Source organism: Larkinella sp. C7, from assembly GCF_006149005.1.
Taxonomy (GTDB): domain Bacteria; phylum Bacteroidota; class Bacteroidia; order Cytophagales; family Spirosomataceae; genus Larkinella.
Genome location: NZ_VBSL01000002.1, coordinates 42,584 through 61,085, shown reverse-complemented (window position 1 = coordinate 61,085; position 18,502 = coordinate 42,584). Strand labels below are relative to the sequence as shown.

The 18,502-nt window shown below is 50.6% G+C and carries 17 protein-coding genes; 13 read left to right on the top strand and 4 right to left on the bottom strand.

Features of this window, described 5'->3' with window-relative positions; translation table 11 throughout:
* The first annotated feature begins 16 nt into the window (after positions 1–16).
* The gene (locus FH871_RS05340; RefSeq protein ID WP_138990322.1) at positions 17–715 is read left to right on the top strand and encodes an NUDIX hydrolase; all 699 of its coding nucleotides are present in this window, start codon (positions 17–19) and stop codon (positions 713–715) included.
* 78 nt (positions 716–793) lie between these two features.
* Here the strand turns inward: FH871_RS05340 and coaD are convergent, their stop codons facing one another.
* From coaD to FH871_RS05320, 4 genes are all read right to left on the bottom strand, one after another.
* Complete coding sequence (coaD, locus tag FH871_RS05335) at positions 794–1,249, bottom strand: pantetheine-phosphate adenylyltransferase (protein WP_138990321.1); 456 nt, start codon at positions 1,247–1,249, stop codon at positions 794–796.
* Between the two features lie 55 nt (positions 1,250–1,304).
* On the bottom strand, positions 1,305–2,201 hold the full coding sequence (locus FH871_RS05330) for a DUF3822 family protein (protein ID WP_229317074.1): 897 nt from the start codon (positions 2,199–2,201) through the stop codon (positions 1,305–1,307).
* Positions 2,202–2,303: 102 nt separating this feature from the next.
* Complete coding sequence (locus tag FH871_RS05325) at positions 2,304–2,792, bottom strand: NUDIX hydrolase (RefSeq protein WP_138990320.1); 489 nt, start codon at positions 2,790–2,792, stop codon at positions 2,304–2,306.
* Between the two features lie 132 nt (positions 2,793–2,924).
* Entirely contained in the window at positions 2,925–3,362 is a 438-nt protein-coding gene (locus FH871_RS05320) for a CBS domain-containing protein (RefSeq protein WP_138990319.1), read from the bottom strand.
* 192 nt (positions 3,363–3,554) lie between these two features.
* Here FH871_RS05320 and FH871_RS05315 point away from each other — a divergent pair, with 192 nt between their 5' ends.
* The 12 genes from FH871_RS05315 to FH871_RS05260 all read left to right on the top strand — a co-directional run bounded on the left by FH871_RS05315 (position 3,555) and on the right by FH871_RS05260 (position 18,483).
* Positions 3,555–3,944, top strand: a complete 390-nt coding sequence (locus FH871_RS05315; protein WP_138990318.1) for a hypothetical protein — start codon at positions 3,555–3,557, stop codon at positions 3,942–3,944.
* 43 nt (positions 3,945–3,987) lie between these two features.
* Positions 3,988–5,430, top strand: a complete 1,443-nt coding sequence (locus tag FH871_RS05310) for an ATP-dependent RecD-like DNA helicase (RefSeq protein WP_114404895.1) — start codon at positions 3,988–3,990, stop codon at positions 5,428–5,430.
* Positions 5,417–5,710, top strand: coding sequence for a hypothetical protein (locus FH871_RS05305; protein WP_138990317.1), 294 nt, complete (start codon positions 5,417–5,419; stop codon positions 5,708–5,710). Before FH871_RS05310 ends, FH871_RS05305 begins: the two co-directional genes overlap by 14 nt.
* A 3-nt stretch (positions 5,711–5,713) precedes the next feature.
* Positions 5,714–7,063: a neutral/alkaline non-lysosomal ceramidase N-terminal domain-containing protein gene (locus FH871_RS05300; protein WP_138990316.1), complete on the top strand. Its 1,350-nt coding sequence runs from the start codon at positions 5,714–5,716 to the stop codon at positions 7,061–7,063.
* Positions 7,064–7,146: 83 nt separating this feature from the next.
* Positions 7,147–7,575, top strand: a complete 429-nt coding sequence (locus FH871_RS05295) for a response regulator (protein ID WP_138990315.1) — start codon at positions 7,147–7,149, stop codon at positions 7,573–7,575.
* Positions 7,576–7,971: 396 nt separating this feature from the next.
* Positions 7,972–9,600: a PAS domain-containing sensor histidine kinase gene (locus tag FH871_RS05290; protein ID WP_138990314.1), complete on the top strand. Its 1,629-nt coding sequence runs from the start codon at positions 7,972–7,974 to the stop codon at positions 9,598–9,600.
* 562 nt (positions 9,601–10,162) lie between these two features.
* Positions 10,163–12,538, top strand: a complete 2,376-nt coding sequence (locus FH871_RS05285) for a beta-galactosidase (RefSeq protein WP_138990313.1) — start codon at positions 10,163–10,165, stop codon at positions 12,536–12,538.
* 299 nt (positions 12,539–12,837) lie between these two features.
* Positions 12,838–14,466 (top strand): NADP-dependent glyceraldehyde-3-phosphate dehydrogenase, encoded by a 1,629-nt coding sequence (locus FH871_RS05280; protein ID WP_138990312.1) that lies wholly within the window; start codon positions 12,838–12,840, stop codon positions 14,464–14,466.
* Positions 14,467–14,694: 228 nt separating this feature from the next.
* Positions 14,695–15,585 (top strand): cupin-like domain-containing protein, encoded by an 891-nt coding sequence (locus FH871_RS05275; protein WP_138990311.1) that lies wholly within the window; start codon positions 14,695–14,697, stop codon positions 15,583–15,585.
* A gap of 353 nt (positions 15,586–15,938) precedes the next feature.
* Positions 15,939–16,427 (top strand): hypothetical protein, encoded by a 489-nt coding sequence (locus FH871_RS05270; protein ID WP_138990310.1) that lies wholly within the window; start codon positions 15,939–15,941, stop codon positions 16,425–16,427.
* Between the two features lie 64 nt (positions 16,428–16,491).
* Positions 16,492–17,328, top strand: a complete 837-nt coding sequence (locus FH871_RS05265) for a hypothetical protein (RefSeq protein ID WP_138990309.1) — start codon at positions 16,492–16,494, stop codon at positions 17,326–17,328.
* A gap of 174 nt (positions 17,329–17,502) precedes the next feature.
* Positions 17,503–18,483 carry an SPFH domain-containing protein gene (locus tag FH871_RS05260; RefSeq protein WP_138990308.1) on the top strand — a complete coding sequence of 327 codons (981 nt, stop codon included), beginning with the start codon at positions 17,503–17,505 and terminating at the stop codon, positions 18,481–18,483.
* The last annotated feature ends 19 nt before the right edge of the window (positions 18,484–18,502 follow it).

Below are 18,502 nucleotides of genomic sequence, written 5' to 3'. Positions count from 1 at the left end.
GCAGTTCAACTACCTCATGACCATTTTTATTGACGACCGACCCATTCATTTAAAGGGTTCGAAGAAGGCAGCCAAATTGCAGGACGCTGCGCTGGATAACCACGTGGAATACGACCGGATCATCGATGCCCGTCTCGACGGCCTGAAACTGGGCATGTTGAAAGGGCATCTCCTGGTGCTCAATGCGACGCCCGTTACCATCGAGAAACTGGTCAATTTGCTCAACAACTACGAAATGGGCGATCTAAGCTCCATTACGCTGGTGGCCGCTGAAAAGAAGGCCGTTGAAGAGAAATTTAAAAGCATGTTCAAGATTGTCCGGGCCGCCGGTGGGGTGGTGTTTAAGGAGGATAAAATGCTGCTGATTTTTCGGCGCGGCAAGTGGGATCTGCCCAAAGGGAAACTCGACGGGGATGAACAGTCGCGGGTGGCGGCCCTGCGGGAAGTGGAAGAAGAAACCGGCGTCGTGGCTACCCTCGAAAACCGCATCTGTACGACCTGGCACACCTATACGCTGAACGGGAACCGCATCCTGAAAAAGACCAAATGGTACCACATGACCTGTGTCGACGATGCCCGGATGACGCCCCAAACTGACGAGGACATCGAACGTCTCGAATGGATGGACGCCAAACAAACGGCGCTGGCCCTCACCAACTCCTTCAGCTCCATCCGGTATGTGATCGAGGAGGTGAATGGGAAGGTTTTGAAATAGTTAAGAATTAAGAGTTGGCTGACGCACTTGTTTCAGCTTGCGTCAGCCAACTCTTAATTCTTAACTCATCACTCTTAACTACTTCAGTTTGTACGGCAGAAACTCGTCGATGTTTTTGGAATAGCGGTGCAACTCCCGGATGATGCTTGAACTGATGGGGGCCAGGGACGGGGACGTGATCAGAAAGACGGTTTCGACGTCTTCGTACACATACCGGTTGACCTGCGAAATGCTGTTTTCGTACTCAAAATCCGTCGTGTTGCGCAAGCCCCGCAGCAAAAACCGGGCGCCCAGGTCGCGGGCGACGTTGGCAGTCAGGTCGTCATACGACACGACTTTTACCGCCGGATAGGCCGCAAAGGTTTGCTCGATCAGGCCGGCCATCACCTCCAGCGGAAAATACCGTTGTTTGCTGGCGTTCCGGCCAATGCCGATAAAGATTTCATCAAACAGTTTGAGTCCCCGTAAAACAATGTCTTCATGTCCCTTCGTAAACGGGTCGAAGGAGCCGGGAAAGAGCGCGATTCGTTTCATAAAGGTTTGAGAAACCGGGTGGTGGCTGGCTGGTTAATGGAAGGTCAGTCGGTTCTCACTCGATCAGGGTGTTTCCGTACAAGCTGAAATACCGGTGTTCCGGTAACTCATCGAAAGCCGGTGTCAACTGCAAGCCGGGCGGTGTTGAACCAAAGCGAATGTTGGGCAGAAATTGTTCGAGGGCCGTATAAATTTCGGCAAATGGCGTGATTTCTCCGAACAAAACCACCTGCAATTCCTTCGGTTCGGTTTTCAATTCGTTGATAACGTACAGAATGTAATACACCAGATCGGTGGCATTTTTGTAGGCAAACCGGTTGCAGAACCTGAATTCTCCGCCTTTCCGATAAATAACCGTAACCGATTCATCTTCAAAGTTTAACGATAGTTTTTGGTCCGAATTCAGCACCGAATCCGTCAGCGACGTCGCCTGGATCAGCGTGCTCGACTGGTGAACGAGCGTAATCTGCTGCAGGGGATAGGTGGCCGACAGCCAATCGGTCAGGGCATTGTCGACGCTGAAAACTGCCTGAAAATCCTCTTTTTTGTGGGCGTATGCCAGGGCGTGTTCGGTGCTGGAAAGCGGATTGCCGCGCATCAACTGGAGGTATTGCGCTGCGTATTCTTTTCGGAACAGACCGGACGGAACCAGCGTAAACGAAGGGGAATTGACCGACACCTGAATGCTTTTCCAGTAGGACGACTGCAGGATCGGGTGATTCTGGTAAATGGTTCGTAATGAGGGTAATAGCGGGTTTTCAGTGAGCAGAGTCGGAAAGGTGTAATCTTCCAGCCAGATGCACCGGCGGGGGTGGGGTTCAACCACACAAAACCGAAACCGTTCCTTGCCCATTTCCAGGCAAAGCTGATACGAGTCGGTCGTTGACACATCAAAAGAATCTTCCCGAATGGCGACGGTTGGGGTCACAGTAGCAATGGTCTCGATACGCACAAAAAAGTGATTGGGTTAACAGGTACAGTGGGAAGTTATATGTTTTCCAGTTTTGGGAACATATGGTGAGCTAAATGTACAAAAATACCCGACAGACCACCGCTATTGTTTCAAATAACCTTTTAAGTGGAATACCTCCTCCATGGACTGGCACAGGCGGAACATGCGATGTACCTCATTTTCGGGATACATTTTAATTTCTTCGAACGTCATGAGCCGTACTTCGGTAATGATCTGGTTGTCGGCATCCATTTCCGGGTCGAATCCCTGGCGCAGGTGACCGCCCACGATGCGGACATCGAAAAACAGTTCCATTGCGTGCAGGGGCGTCTGCATGAATTCGTTGACAAACTGAAGTTCGCCCACTTCAATGTCCAGCCCGGTTTCTTCGTGGAATTCCCTGACCAGGGCTTCGTAAGCGGTTTCGCCGTACTGGGGGCCACCGCCCGGCGGACACCAGAAGGTATCCGTGGGGCCAATGCCCCGGTGACGGACCATCAATAATTTTCCGTCGATGAGGCACAAACCGCATACCCGCAGCCGCAGGCGATTGCCGTAGAGCCGCTTTACTTCTTCGCGTGCAATATCCAAGTTGATTTCTGGTGGTTTCAGCCCGCAAATATAACAGGAGTTAAGAATTATGAGTGAAGAGTTAAGAGTTGGTCGCCCATGCGTTTGGCTGACGCCTGTTTAACTCTTCACTCATAATTCTTCACTCATCACTCAATAGGGGCTTCCCGAAATGTAGCTTTCCAGGGAATGGATGCGGGCTTTCTGATCGTGGATGATGGCCGAAACGACGTCGTTGATGGAAATAATGCCGATGAGTTGGCCTTCGTCGACAACGGGCAGGTGGCGAATGTGTTTGTCAGACATGATCAGCATGGCGTCTTCCAGGCGTTGATCAGAGCTGATGGTGATCAGGTTGGCGGTCATGACCTCTTTGATCAGGGTGTCTTTCGACGCCCGGCCTTTCAAAATCCCTTTGCGGGCATAATCGCGTTCTGAAAAGATTCCCGACAAATTTCCCGCGTCGATCACCAGAACGGCCCCGATATTTTTGGTAGCCATAGCTTCCAAAGCTTCATAAACCGTCGTGTCGGACGTGACGGAATAGATGGTGTTGATCGTTTTGCCTTGCAAAACCTGACGGATTTTCATGATTTAAGGGAGTTTGGTAAATGGGTTGGGATCAAAATAAAAAAAAGGTATGATAAAAGCAATGCGGTGTTGTATTTTGGGGGCTATATGCCTTATAATTCTTGAAATTGTCAAAACTTGCTTGGTGATTCAAGGGTGGCAGTCAATTTGTTTTTAAAAAGAAGGACGCCTAAGTTTGAAAAAAAACCGCCTATGCTTTCCTTTCCATCGCGTGTTCTCAGACTGATCAGCGGGTTGCTGTTTCTCGGAGGTCTGATCCTTTCGTGCCAGCGGCCACCGGTTAAAGCGGAGCAGGAAGACGTGAATCCGCTGGTGGGTTCCTGGGAAAAAGTGAACCCCTCGAAGTGCAGCCAGATGTACCCGGATGTGATCGAGTTCAGCGCGAACGGAGTATACCAAACGCAGTCGGAGGTAACATCCGTGGCGATGGCCTGGGACGCTGGTACGTATGCCGTGGACCGGCAAATTGTGAAGATCGCCAATGCCCTGGAAGTTTCGAAGCCCTATCGGTTTGTAATCAAGAACGAAATCGTTACGTTTGAGGATGAGCAGGGATGCCGGTTTCCCTATCGGCGAATGTAAAATCGGTTGAAAAAAACCGGCTGTTATTCCGTATATTCGTACAATGAATGATACTCTCACGCCCGCAGAATTGCTGGCGAAACGCTTCCCTTTCAAGCCTACTCCCGGGCAGCAGCACTTCTTTGAACAGATGAATCCGTTCATGATTCGGACTGAGCATGAAAATTACCGGGATTGCTTTTTGCTGAAAGGGTATGCCGGTACCGGTAAAACCACCCTCATCAGTACACTGATCAAAGTATTGCCCAAGTTTGGGTTCAAATCCGTTTTGCTGGCACCCACGGGCCGGGCGGCCAAGGTCATGGCGAACTATTCGAAGCGCATGGCCCAGACGATTCACCGGAAAATTTACCGCCAGGTGGCCGACTCCAGTTCGGGAAATCTGGTGTTTCAGCGGCAGAAAAATTACCATGAAGACACGGTTTTCATCGTCGATGAAGCCTCGATGATCAGCGATGATTCGGAGATCGGCATGAACGGTTTGCTGGCCGACCTGGTCGATTTCGTGTTTGAAAACCCCGGAAACCGCCTGATGCTGGTCGGAGATGTGGCGCAGCTTCCGCCCGTGGGCAAGGAACTGAGTCCGGCGCTCGACAAAGGCTACCTGGAGCGGCATTTCGACATGGTGGTGGTGGAACAGGAGTTGATGGAAGTCATGCGGCAGGACGAACATTCGGGTATTCTGCTGAATGCGACCAACTTGCGGGATGTGCTGAACGACCCGAATCCGAAGATTCATCTGAACGTCCGGAAGTTTCGGGACATCTATAAAATGACCGGCGAAAAGCTGGAAGACGGAATCCGGTATTGCTACGACAAATACGGCCGCGAAAATACCATCATCATCACGCGTTCCAACAAGATGGCTGTGCAGTATAACCAGTACATTCGCCGGGCCATCAACCAGTGTGAAGAAGAACTTGATGCAGGCGATATGCTGATGATTGTCAAGAACAATTATACGGTGCTCGACGACGATTCTCCGGCGGGTTTTCTGGCCAACGGCGATTTTGTGGAGGTGATGAAAATCCGCAAACGCGAAGAGCAGCACGGCCTCAAATTTGCCACCGTCACCCTGCGGCTGGTCGATCTGGAAGAGCAACCCGAGTTTGAAACCAAGATTATTCTCGATACGCTGTATTCCCCGCAGCCTTCGCTGGGGCGGGAGGAAAACAAGCAGTTGTATGAGAGTGTCCAGCAGGATTATTTTTACATCAAATCGAAAAAGGAACGTTCCGAAGCCATCCGGCGCGACCCCTACCTGAGTGCGTTGCAGGTGAAGTTTGCCTACGCACTGACCTGCCACAAGGCGCAGGGCGGACAGTGGCCGGCGGTTTTTGTCGATCAGGGATATTTGCCCGACGGGCAGGTGAACCAGGATTTTGTGCGGTGGCTCTACACGGCCATTACCCGGGCCACCGACGAAGCATTTCTGATGAATTTTATGCCGCAATTTTTTGGAAACACCCCCCATGAACCTGACTGAATTTACCAAAACCCTGACGAACACCAAACCGCCGTTTGGTCTGCACCCGGTTGCCGAAGCCCTCTGGTATGACGCCAAAGGCAATTGGGAACAGGCCCACAACATTGCCCAAAGTAAGGAAGGAACCCGCGACTACGACCGGCTGCACGCCTATCTGCACCGCAAGGAAGGCGATGAGTGGAATGCCGGTTACTGGTATCGCCGGGCGGGCGCAACGGTTTTTGTCGGTTCGCTGGACGACGAATGGAATGCGTTGATCCAGACTTTTCTGGCGAAGTAAGCGATGAAACGTATATGCTGGGTGATCGTCTTGCTGCTGTTTATCAATACGGTCTGGGCGCAGGGCTGGAAAGCCGGTGTTTCCCGGGTGGTGATTACGCCCAAAACTTCGCAGTGGATGGCAGGCTATGCAGCCCGAACCCGCCCCGCCGAGGGCAAACTCCATGATTTATGGGCCAAAGCCCTGGCGCTGGAAGATGAAAAAGGAAACCGGGTGGTGCTGGTGACTACGGATCTGCTGGGTTTCCCCAAAAAACTATCGGATCAAATCCGGGAGCGCCTGAACCGCCAGTTCGGGCTGTCGAAAGCCCAAATTCTTCTGAACAGTTCGCACACCCATTCCGGACCGGTTTTGGCCGACGCGCTGTACGATATTTACCCGCTCGATGCCGGCGAATTGGCGAAGATCGACCGCTATACCCGCCAACTGGAAGAACAGGTGGTGACGCTGGTTGGGCAAGCCCTGAAAGACCTTGAACCGGCGGAACTGTTCGCCCAGAACGGCGTAACGCGGTTTCAGGTCAATCGGCGCAACAACAAGGAAAGCTCGCTGCGGGAGCAGACGGAACTGAAAGGCCCGAATGATCACGCGGTTCCGGTGATCAAGGTGCTCGGCAAGGCCGGGAAACTCAAAGCCATTGCCTTCGGATATGCCTGCCACCCCACCGTGCTGGATCAGTACCAGTGGTCGGGTGATTACGTCGGGTTTGCCCAACTGGAGCTGGAAAAAGCCCATCCGGGTGCGATGGCTCTGTTTTTTCAGGGAGCCGCCGGAGATCAGAACCCGATGCCCCGCCGGACCGTGCCGCTGGCCCGGCAACACGGTCGGGAACTGGCCGTGGCCGTGGATCGCGTGCTCGAAGAACCCATGCGAAAACTGACGGCCCAGGTTCGGACCGCCTATTCAGAAATTGACCTTCCGCTGGCCGCTCCGCCTTCGGAAGCGGAATTGACGAAAACCAGCCAGGAAGGGGAGAGTTACATGAAACGCTGGGCGATCCGGATGCTGGCCGAAAGAAAGCAGGGCAAGCCCGTATTGACCCATTATCCGTATCCGTTGCAGGTGTGGCAGTTGGGCGACCAGCCTCTGCTGGCGTTTGGGGGTGAACTCGTCATCGAATACGCCATTGCGTGTAAAAAGCGGTTTGGCCCCGACCTCTTCGTGCTGGGGTATTCCAACGACGTAATGGGCTACATTCCGTCCGCAACGGTTTTGAAAGAAGGCGGCTACGAAGGGGCTTCGTCGCAGATGGTCTACGGTTTGCCGGGCCTTTGGGCTATTTCCGTTCCGGATCTGATTTGGCAGGAAATCAACCGCCTGGCCGGGCTGGCTGGCGTGTCACCAATCAAATAAGTTTATGGAAACGATTGCAGACCGACCATGAATACAGTGGGATAATTGTTATCTTTATAAGCAAGTCCTGAACCCCGCTCCCCATGTCCGGCAAACAAACGTATCTTACCTGGATCGTCGTTGACGATGAGGAGTATGGCACCTTTTTCACAAGGGCGTTTTCCGAGAAACAACTCGAAAGCCGACTGGATTTCTTCCTCAGCGGTCGGTTGCTGGTGGAAAAACTGGAGGATGAAAGTGGGGAACTTCCTGACTTGATCTTGCTGGAATTACAATCGTGGAAACCGGTTGGGATCGAAACCCTGTCGGCAATCAGAAGCCACCCGCGGGGGAAGCACATTCCGGTGCTGATTGTTAGTGATTCTGCTTCACCCGCTACCATCAGTTTTTGTTACCAGCTAGGTGTTAATGCTTACGTAATAAAGCCCGGCCGGTTTGACGATCTGGCCTACTTTGTCAACTCGATCTGCCGCTACTGGCTGGAAATGTCCGATCAACTCACCCGAACCTAATTCGGTTTATCCGCAAGCAGTAAATTATTTTCATAGCGTTTTCCGGTCTTTTCGGTTAATAATACCCGTCGGCTGGGATCGTGCTGCGTGTAAGGAATAGCGTTAGCACGGTTGTGAGGCTGCTTTTAGGTAAAATTTATCCGGAATAAGCGCTGTCTTGGGGGAAAATAAACTTCGTAAAGTATTCAGATAATTTTAGTAGTTTATTGAAATTTAAGCAATTAGCTTAAGTTTACAGAACATTCGTCCGGTAATTGGGTTGTCTTCAATAAAGGACCATTCCAAACTGGTTTAGAAAGTAGCCAGGTGGCGGTCAGGAGTACAATAAGTATAGGTATTTTTTTAACTGTGCGGCTGACTACTTTTTTCCTTGGTCTGGCTTACTGAGAACAGAACATGGCGGACTCCCAGAATGAAAAGCCGAAAAAATCCCTCCCGTCCGAAAAGCAGCCAAAGGACCAGTCCGATTTATTGCAGGGAATCCTGATCAATATTCCAACAGGTCTTTACGTCTATGATCCGGTTTTCAACGACGAAGGCCAGCCCTCGGATTTTCGGCTGGTGTTGTTGAACCCGTTGGCGGCCCAACTGGTGGATCGTCCGTCGGACGCCCTGATCGATGAGTCGATGAAACTCCTGTTGCCAAGTCTGATTACCATTGATTTGTGTGCTTTGTCCATTCAGGTTTTTCAAACCGGGCAAACCTACCAGTTCGAAACCGAATTTCACCACCGCGATGGTCTGGTGGGCTGGTATAAAATCAGTATTTCCCGGTATGACCACCGCATTATTGTAACGACAATCGATATTACCACCCTGAAAGAAGTGCAGGTCAGATTGCAAAAGGTGACCGAAACCATGCAAACGATGCTGGATGGCTCACCGATTGCGATATCGCAACTGAAAGCCGTCCGCGACCGGAAAGGGAATCTCATCGACTTTGTTTACGAAGGGGCCAACGAAAAATACGCCTTGCTGCTCAAACGCTCGGTCAGTGACCTGGTTGGAAAGCGGTTTTTGGGTTTATTCCCGGAAGCCCGCGAGATGATTTTTGCGGATTATGGACAAGTGATTGAAACCGGCGAACCCCGTCGCACCGAGCGATATTACGCGGGTGAGCCCTTGAGCGGCTGGTTCGATATATCCATCATCAAAAATGACGACGGCGTGGTGGCTTCGTATCTGGACATCAACGACCGAAAAGAAGCGGAAAGGCAGTTGGCGATAACGATGCAAAACCTTCAGGAAGCTAAGAATCAGACCGATATAGATTTGATCCGCTTGCAGATCGCCGAGGAAGAAGTCAACCGGGTGCTGCGGCACGAACGGGAAATCAACACCCACCAATCGCAGTTCATTACTTTTGTTTCGCACCAGTTCCGCAATCCAATGACGGGTATTTTGCTGGCCGCCGAAGCACTGGCTAAATTCAGTGAACGGTCGACGGGGACGGTGTTGGCCGAAAAGGTGGTGCATTATGCCCACCTGACCCGCCAGGAAATCCAGCGGCTCGACAAGCTACTGACGAAAGTGTTGTTTCAGGATCGGATGCAGTTGCTGCAGATTGCGCTCCGGATCGAAGATGTGGAACTGGTGGCCTTTTGTAAGAATTTGATTACGCAACAACTCGAACAGCATACGGATTACCAGCGGATTCAGTTTCAATGCGGTCAGGAAACGGTTTGGGCAAAAGGCGATTTGGTCATTCTGGAGCAGGTGCTGGAAAACCTGATGAGCAATGCATTAAAGTATTCCATCGGTTCCGAAAAACCGGTAGAAGTGGGGATCGATACGCTGGATCATGAAATTCGCATCTCGGTCAGGGATTTTGGAATCGGGATTCCGGGCGAAGAACTGGAACACATTGGCAAGACCTTCTTCCGGGCGTCGAATACCTCTTTCATCTCGGGCATCGGGCTGGGGCTATCCTTATCCCGTCAGTTTATCAAGCAACACGGAGGACGACTCGACGTCGAGAGCAAACTCAATCAATATACGCTTTGTACGATTGTGTTGCCCTGCTGAGCGCCTGCGCAGCTAATGTAAAATACTTGTCTGATAATTGCTTCTTTAGTCTGTATTTTCGGGATCTGGCACATTTATTGTTCAATCGTGCTTGTGAACAATTGATCTTATTATCAGGATCTTAAACCTTCGATGATAGATAGTTTTTCCAACGCTTCTTTGGGTGTTCAGCTTATTTTCATATGAATAATAAGTCTGTTAACTTTCATCGGCACTCCGCAATCATATGCTGATGTATGCTCAAAAAAAGTAAAATTTTTCTTTTCGGCGAAATCTTGCCGTACTAAATTTGCACGATTCGAAATCAAATCCGGGCGCTGAAGCAGGCAGCTTCCCACGCTTTCGAACGAAAATCCTGCTGTTACTGTGAAGTAGAACGTGGCGTCCTGAGCGTAGTTAGTCACCCTACCATTTCGATTTACGTGTAGCCCCCGACAGTTGCAGACTGTCGGATCGAAACCTTTTTGCCCTTTAATTTTTAAAACGGGATTTATCCCGATCGGATAACTATGGATTTTAATAAATCAATATAGTAACATTTTTTAATTTATTAACGCAACGTATGAAAAACCGTAACGATCTATTGGCTTGCCTTGTCCTCCTTTTGGGATTGAGTTTTAGTACCGCCCGGGGCAGTGAGGGAGTCAGTCACGCCATCAAATTGCCATCGAACGCCCTGGTTTCCGAGCCCGCTCCCGTCAATCGGCAACGGTATCTGGGCGTCACCATTTTTAACTTCGAAAATGACCCCCGGGTCGACGATGAGCGCATCGAACATTCGGCCGCAGCGGGCTGTAATGCCGTTGAAATCACCATCAACTGGGACCGGGTTTACCCCACCCGTCAGAGTGTCGCCAACTGGAAAGTGGTCGATTCTCACGTACAAACCGCCTTACGGCTGGGCCTGAAGATTGCCCTGCGAATTCATGTCGGTCGTGAAATTAAGATGCTGGGCGATTTTTGGGAGACCAACGAGACCATGCAGGCGGCTGACGGGTCACGGAGTACGGGCAGTGGCATCACGCAGTTTAGCTACGCCCACCAGCCGACCATCGAACTGGCGAAGAATTTCGTGAAGGAAACCACCCGGCGGTATCTCTATTTACAACAGCAAAACAAGCTGCTGTTTTTCTCCGTCGTGGCTTCGCCTGCCCTGGAATCCGAATATTCGCCGGTGCTCGACAAGGCCGATGGCGACAAGGTTGTTATTGCTTTCGATTACAGCGATCCCATGAAAACCGCCTTCCGGCAGTGGCTGCAGGAAAAATTCGCGCTATCGGATCTCAACAAGCGCTGGAACACCGGTTTTAGCGACTGGAATGCCGTCGTGCCACCGGGTAACACGACCAGTGATCCACGGGGTATCTTCAGCGCCAATCGCCGGGGGCTGGATTGGTACGTCTTTCGGCACCGCCTGCTCGAACGGTTTTTGAACGACATTACGAACACGATCAAAAGCGTCGATGGGTCGATTCGGGTGGTCAATCAGCACGGGGCGGTCTGGGACCGGCTGAGTGGTCTGCGGGGCACATACGCTTTCAAGAGCCTGAACCAGAACGCGGATGGGCTGAAATTCAACGACGGCCCCACCTACAACCACCGGTTTTCGATGGATATTGTGCGCAGCAATTTAAAACCGGGTGCATTTATGATCAATGCGGTCGACGGAATGTTCTGGCAAACGGTTTCGATCGGTACGTACTACGATCAGGTGAAGGAATGTTTTGATCACGGGGCTTCCATGCTGACGCTGGCTAATTTCGGGGGAAAAGACGCCCGCGCCACCCTCACACAGTTGGTCGATCGGGTGGTGGATGCCGGTTTGCTGAATCAGCCCGTGACGCAGGTACAAACTGGCGGCAGCATCAGCTACAAACTGTCGGAAATCCTTCGGGACACCTATACACCCATCACCAATCGCTGGACGGATCAATACAATAAGTCCGGGAAAAAACCGGTCCAGGTTACACTCATCGAAGATTTGCTGGATGAGATGGATGAACCAACCCAACCCGACGTGAACAAGGCACCCCAGGTGATTACGACGTATTCGGACCGCGATGCCACCGTTGGCAAATCGTTTAGCCTGTCTGTTTCGGAAAGCCATTTCAGAGACCCGGACGGAACCATCGCTAAAGTCGAAGTGAGCGGTTTGTCGGCTGGTTTGAGCTACAATGCGTCTACGAACCTCATTGCCGGTACGCCAACGTCGGTGACAACCCTGAGCGTGACGGTGAAAGCAACCGACAATGACGGCGCAACCGTCACGGACGCTTTTCTGATTCGGGTGAATTCGGCTACGCAACCAGCCCCGGAGCCGGAACCCGAGCCGGAAGGACCCGTAACGGGGAGTTTCGACGGTTATCTGGATAAAGTAGAGTGCGGTACCATGCGTGGCTGGGCCTGGGATCGGAACAAGCCCGACGAGTCGGTGACGATTGAATTTTCGGCCGACGGCAAGGTGATCGGAACGGCGGAAGCGGATATTTACAGAACGGATCTGGACGATGCGGGAAAGGGGAATGGGAAACACGCCTACAGCTTTCCGACGCCGGTGAGTCTGAAAGACGGCAAACCCCGCCAGATTAGTGCCAAAGTACGGAACAGCACCTATACCTTGAAGTATGCGCCCAAATCGTTGACCTGCCCCTCGCCGGCAAGAACCGCAGTGGAATCGGCAGAACGGGGTTTGTTGGTGACGGTGTTGGGGAACCCCGTTGGTGAGCAAACGAGCGTGGAAGTCCGGGGTGTGGAAGGGAAACCGATTCGATTTCAACTCAGTGACGTCCGCGGGCGAATCATCAGCGAGCGAGCGGTAGAAACCGCCGGCGTCGTTGAAAAACAGCAATTCAATCTCGACCATGAACTGACGGGTCTGTTACTCTTACGGGTCGTATCGGGTCAGCAGGCGGTAACCGTAAAATTGCTGAAACCCTAAAAACGCCTATTTCTAAAAAAACAGCCCAACTGCATCGTTTGGGCTGTTTTTTTGCTTTACAAAGTCGTATTTATTAAAAAAAAAGGTAAAATAGAGTAGTATTTGTCCGACACCCGCTATAATTCTAGTGATTGGGTAGTCGCGTTTCGTCCTGTATTCTGTACTTTTGCGGGGCTGATCCGAAAGGCCAGCCTCTGTTCATTCTTCATCGACTTCTGATTTGCCGACCGGCCTGCCTGACTTGAGGACGGTTTTTTTGTGCCTTTTTACGCTGCAATTACCATTTCTTATTTGATAGTATGACTCATTTAGCACAGCAACTGGAAATTCTTTTTCCGGCAGAAGACCAGATTCCGGAGGAATTTCGGATCGAAGCATTGCATCAGCGGGACTACCTCGTGGATGGCGAAATCCGGCAGTGGGACGGCCCGACGCAGGAGGTGGTGTCTCCGATTTTTGTTCAGACGCCCACCGGTTTGGTTCGGAAAGTGATCGGCAGTTACCCCTTGCCGGTGGATGACAACGAAGCCCTGGATGCGCTGGACGCAGCCGTTCGGGCTTTCGACAGTGGGCGGGGTGCCTGGCCGACGATGTCGGTAACCGATCGGATCGAGTGCATGGAACGCTTTGTCGGGAAGATGATGGAGCAGAAAAAAGCCGTCGTCAACCTGTTGATGTGGGAGATCGGGAAAACCCTCGCCGACTCGATCAAGGAGTTCGACCGCACCGTGCAGTATATCTACGACACCATCGACGCTTTCAAGGACGTCGATCGCGCCGGTTCGCGTTTCCGGATCGAGGAGGGTATTATCGGGCAGATCCGGCGTTCGCCCCTGGGAGTCGTTTTGTGCATGGGGCCGTTCAATTACCCGCTCAACGAAACCTACACCACGCTGATCCCGGCCATTTTGATGGGCAATACGGTTTTGTTCAAACCCCCGAAACACGGCACGCTGCTGCACCATCCACTGCTGGACGCGTTCCGGACGTCGTTTCCGAAAGGGGTCGTCAACACGGTTTATGGCCGGGGAGCCACGGTGGTTCCAACGCTGATGAAGTCGGGGAAAATCAATGTGCTGGCGCTCATTGGATCGAGCCGGGTGGCCGACAGTCTCAAAAAAATGCACCCCAAAAGCAACCGCCTGCGGGCGGTTTTGAGCCTGGATGCCAAAAATGCCGCCATTATTCTGCCCGATGCCGACATCGAGCTGACCGTGAAAGAGTGTATGCTGGGTGCAATGTCGTTCAATGGGCAGCGGTGTACGGCCCTAAAAATCCTGTGGGTACACCGGTCGGTGGCGGATGTTTTTCTGCAACGCATGGGCGAAGAACTGAACAAACTGAAACCCGGAATGCCTTGGAGCAAAGGCGCGCAGGTTACGCCCCTGCCGGAGCCCGGAAAACCGGCCTACCTGGATGCGTGCCTGCGGGATGCCGAAGCGAAGGGAGCCCGGATTATGAATGAAGGGGGCGGCACGACCGTGGAATCTTTCGTCTTTCCGGCCCTGGTTTATCCGGTAAAAGACGGTATGAAACTCTACCGCGAAGAGCAGTTCGGGCCGGTGGTTCCGGTGGTTCCCTTTGACAATATTGATGAGCCGATTGCCTACATCATCGATGCGGATCACGGCCAGCAGGTCAGCATTTTCGGGAGCGAAAGCGAACCCCTCGCGCGTTTGATCGATCCGCTGGTCAACCAGGTCAGCCGGGTGAATATCAATGCACAATGCCAGCGCGGCCCGGATACGTTTCCGTTTACGGGCCGGAAAGATTCGGCAGAAGGCACTCTGTCGGTAGAGGATGCGCTGCGGTCGTTTTCCATCCGTACCGTGGTGGCTACGAAAGATACGGCCCAGAACAAGGCCATTCTAAACGACATTGTGGAGCAGCACCAATCCGAATTCCTATCGACGAAATTTATTTTTTAATTCATTTCCATAACCGGGTCTGCCGTGCCTTTTATCCAACATCGTCTTGGTGTTCGATGCTGATTGGAAGAAGGTACGGCAGTAACGCCGGATTGTATTATAGTAGGATTGCATTAATCGAAATTTAATTCAATCTCTGCCTCATTTTCGAACGGTTTTGTGAACTCATTGGTAGAAATCTTGTTACATCCAATAAATTTTGGGTTGTACGTTGCATTCATCTACCCTATGGCACTTGAACTCGTTCCGATCGATCGCATCAGCAAACAGGATAAAACTCTTTTTCAACAAAACTATTTCAAAAAACACCAGCCCGCCATCATCCGGGATTTTTGCCACGACTGGCCTGCGTATAGAAACTGGTCATTTGAGAAACTCAAACAACGGGCCGGTCATCTAACGGTCGATTTGTACAATAACAAGCCGGCAGATCCAGATAAAAGCACGATGTTCGTCGATGAGCGTATGAATTTTGGCGATTATCTGGACAAAATTTCTTCCAATCAGCCCGTCCAGTTGCGCATTTTTCTCTTCAATATTTTCAAGCATATTCCTTCCCTCAAAAAAGACATTCTGAAACCGGATCTGGTAGACGGTTTTGCGATGAGTCTGCCGTTTATGTTCTACGGGGGAGCGGGGTCGGTGGTGCATATGCACTATGATATTGACCTGTCGCACGTTTTCCTGACGCAGTTTGTGGGCCGGAAGCGGGTGGTGTTGTTTGCCCCCGAATACACGCCCCTGCTGTATCGGCTCCCGTTTTCGGTCATTTCGTATATGAACGTCAACAACCCGGATTACCAGAAATACCCCGGCCTGCAGCACGTCAAAGGTTATGAATGTACCCTGGATTATGGTGAAACGCTCTATATACCAGCCGGTTATTGGCATTACATCGAGTACATCGATGGCGGTTACGCTTTGTCGCTCCGGGTTCTCAATGAATCCTGGCTGAAACGGATTCAGGGTGCCTGGAATCTGCTGGGGGAAATGCGGATTGACAATTTTATGAAAAAATACTTTACAGAATCGTGGTTTCAGTATAAGAACCGGAAAGCATTTGAAAATGCCAATGAAGCGATGAAAGATCTCCCACGTTTGGAAAACGCAGAAGCATAAACCACGTGGAGATCCAAAAACAAAAAGTCCCGGCTGTATTCGATAGCCGGGACTTTTTGTTTTCGACCTTGTTTATCGGGCATTTATTCTGCTTTCATCAGATTCAGGAATAGCCTGTTTTTATCAAATTTACCGGAAAATTAATTTGGAAATAAGGTATATTTTATTTAAGTTTCTAAAGGTTAATTAACTATTTAAAAAATTATTTAACGTATAAACGTGACTGTTAGCAGGTGTATTATTGAATTGTTATCAAATGTTCTTGTTGGAATTAATTTCATAACATTAGCGGCTCATTGGATTACTGGAATCTTTATAGAATATGCAAAAACAGGGTAGATAAAAGCTGAAAAATGGAAAAGAAATGGCGTAAAATAAACGAAGGGATCTATACATTTTTTGTCGGAAACGAAAAGAAAGGATCACTCAGTATGAATACTGCGGGCGGGAAAGCAACCGCAACTGTGGGTAGCAAACAATTCACGATCAGGAGAACCGGATTCTGGCAAAGTTCACTGGAAATTTGTGACCGGGACGAAAGACGGGTAGCCAGGGCTTATCCTGAAACGTGGTATGGCAATGCGATGGTTTTCGAATATGAAGACCGAACCTATCAATTAAAAATAAGAAATAATCCGTTGGCAGAGTGGTCGATGCTGGCGGGAAAGCAAGCCGTTTTATCGTACGGTTTAGCGGTTGATCGGGGGAAAACGGTAGTAGCCATCCATTCCCAGCCGGAGAATCCGGATTATTTGCCCGACTTTCTGCTTTGGTACCTTTTTGAACCCATAGCGACTGAAAACACGGCCGATCCTGATTTTTTTCTGACGCTGGCGGTATAACGCTTCACTCTCTTAAAACCGTAACGCTTCTTTCGTCGCTGTTTCGTAGCCGGACAATTGAAAAATGAGCACAATCATTACCCCCGAAGACCCCGACTGGCTGATAAAACTGGTGCAGGAACGGTACGCCTTTTGTAATCCGGATCTGGCACAGGCCGAACGCATTCATCACTATGAACAGGACAAAAGGCTTTCTTCCAAGGATACGTACTTTTCGCAATGGGAAGAATGGGATTTTGAATGGGCGACTTTTAAAGACATTCTGGCAGACGAGCAGTTCGAACGGTATGAAGCGAATCTAAAAACACGGATTCGGAGTTACGAAGAAAGTCTGGTGCAAGAAGACAATGGCAAACTGGGCGAAATTGCGTATAACCAATCATTACTAACCAATTACGAAAAGATTCTGCCTGATTTTTTTAGTCCAAGGTCTCTGTTAAAATTGACAGGATTGTTTCAGGAAGAGTCCAAGATTGCTTTTTTAAAAGCGGAGTACAAGCGGTATTTAAATGAGATGAAAGTCCGGTTATTGGTCGAGCATTTTCGGTTTGCCCGAACGCTAATGCCCAATCTGTTAAAGATAACGTTACTACAGCATCAATTCGATTATCTATGGCCGGACTATTTTTATTTCAAACACCGAATGGACGAACCTACCAAAGCCACGGCGAATTACCTGAAAGGAAAGCTTTACCATATTGATGATAAAGTGTACCACTTTATTCAGGAGAAGTTTGATGAGCTGAAGTCTTTAAATCAGGAAAATTACAAGAAATACCTGGGTGAACGACCCGCTGTCGGTTCTCTTACCTATGGGCCGTCAACGCCCGAAGACCTGCGGGAGCACCAGTTGATGAGTTTGTTGCTTCTTGACGAGAACAAATACGGATGGCGGGAGTAGACTTCTGAATTCAGACAGTCGCTCCGTCATTCCTGAAAACGGAACGTCCGGCGGTTTTTTCTTGCCGTTCAAAAAAACGAACCCGCGCGGGTTCGTTTTTTTTGCGTAGAATTGAACGTGTAAAACAGCAACACCGAAAAACCCGATGGCCTTGCGGTTGTCGAAGACAAGCATATGGGACTATTTGACTTCATTCGCAATGAATTTATCGAGGTCATCGACTGGGTCGATAACTCGAACGATACGGTAATCTGGAAATTTCCGGACAATGGCAACAACATCAAATACGGCGCTCAACTGACCGTACGGGAGTCGCAGGTGGCGGTTTTCATCAATGAAGGCCGAATAGCCGATGTGTATCAATCGGGTCGCTACGAACTGACCACGCAGAACATGCCGATCATGACCACGTTACGGTCGTGGAAAATGGGGTTTGAGTCGCCGTTCAAAGTCGATATTTACTTCGTCTCTACCAAGCAGTTTACGAACCTCAAATGGGGGACGCAAAACCCGTTCATCGTCCGCGATCCCGAACTGAAGCAGGTGCGGGTTCGGGCGTTCGGGGTGTTTGCGTTGCGGGTGGTCGATGCCGGGAAGTTTATCAAGGAATACGCCGGAACGACGCCCGTTGTCCGGATCGGCGATGTGGAAGACCAACTCCGCTCGGCCATCATCACCAACTTCACGGACACGATTGGCGAAGCCGGTATTTCGGTCTACGATTTATCCCGCAATTACAAGGAAATTGGCGACAAACTGCTGCCACTACTGCAGTCAGATTTCACGGGCTACGGTCTGGAATTGACCAAATTTTACATTGAAAATACGAGCCTGCCGCCCGAAGTCGAAGCGTTTCTCGACAAAACCACGCAGATGAATATGGTGGGCGATATGGCTCGTTTTCAGCAGTTTCAGGCGGGTGTTGCCCTGGAAGATGCCGCCGAAAGCGGTGGTGCCGGTGGCGCAGCCGTGTTGCTGGGCGGTTTGGGCAATTTCATGCAGAACACCAGCGCGGCCAACGCTCCGCAGGCGCCCAAAGAAGACAAAACTGAGGTCATGAACCTGCTGAAACAACTGGGCGAACTGAAAGCCGCCGGGATTTTGACCGAAGAGGAATTTAACGCCAAAAAAGCCGAGTTACTAGCCCGATTATAGCCCCAAACCGGTAGGAACG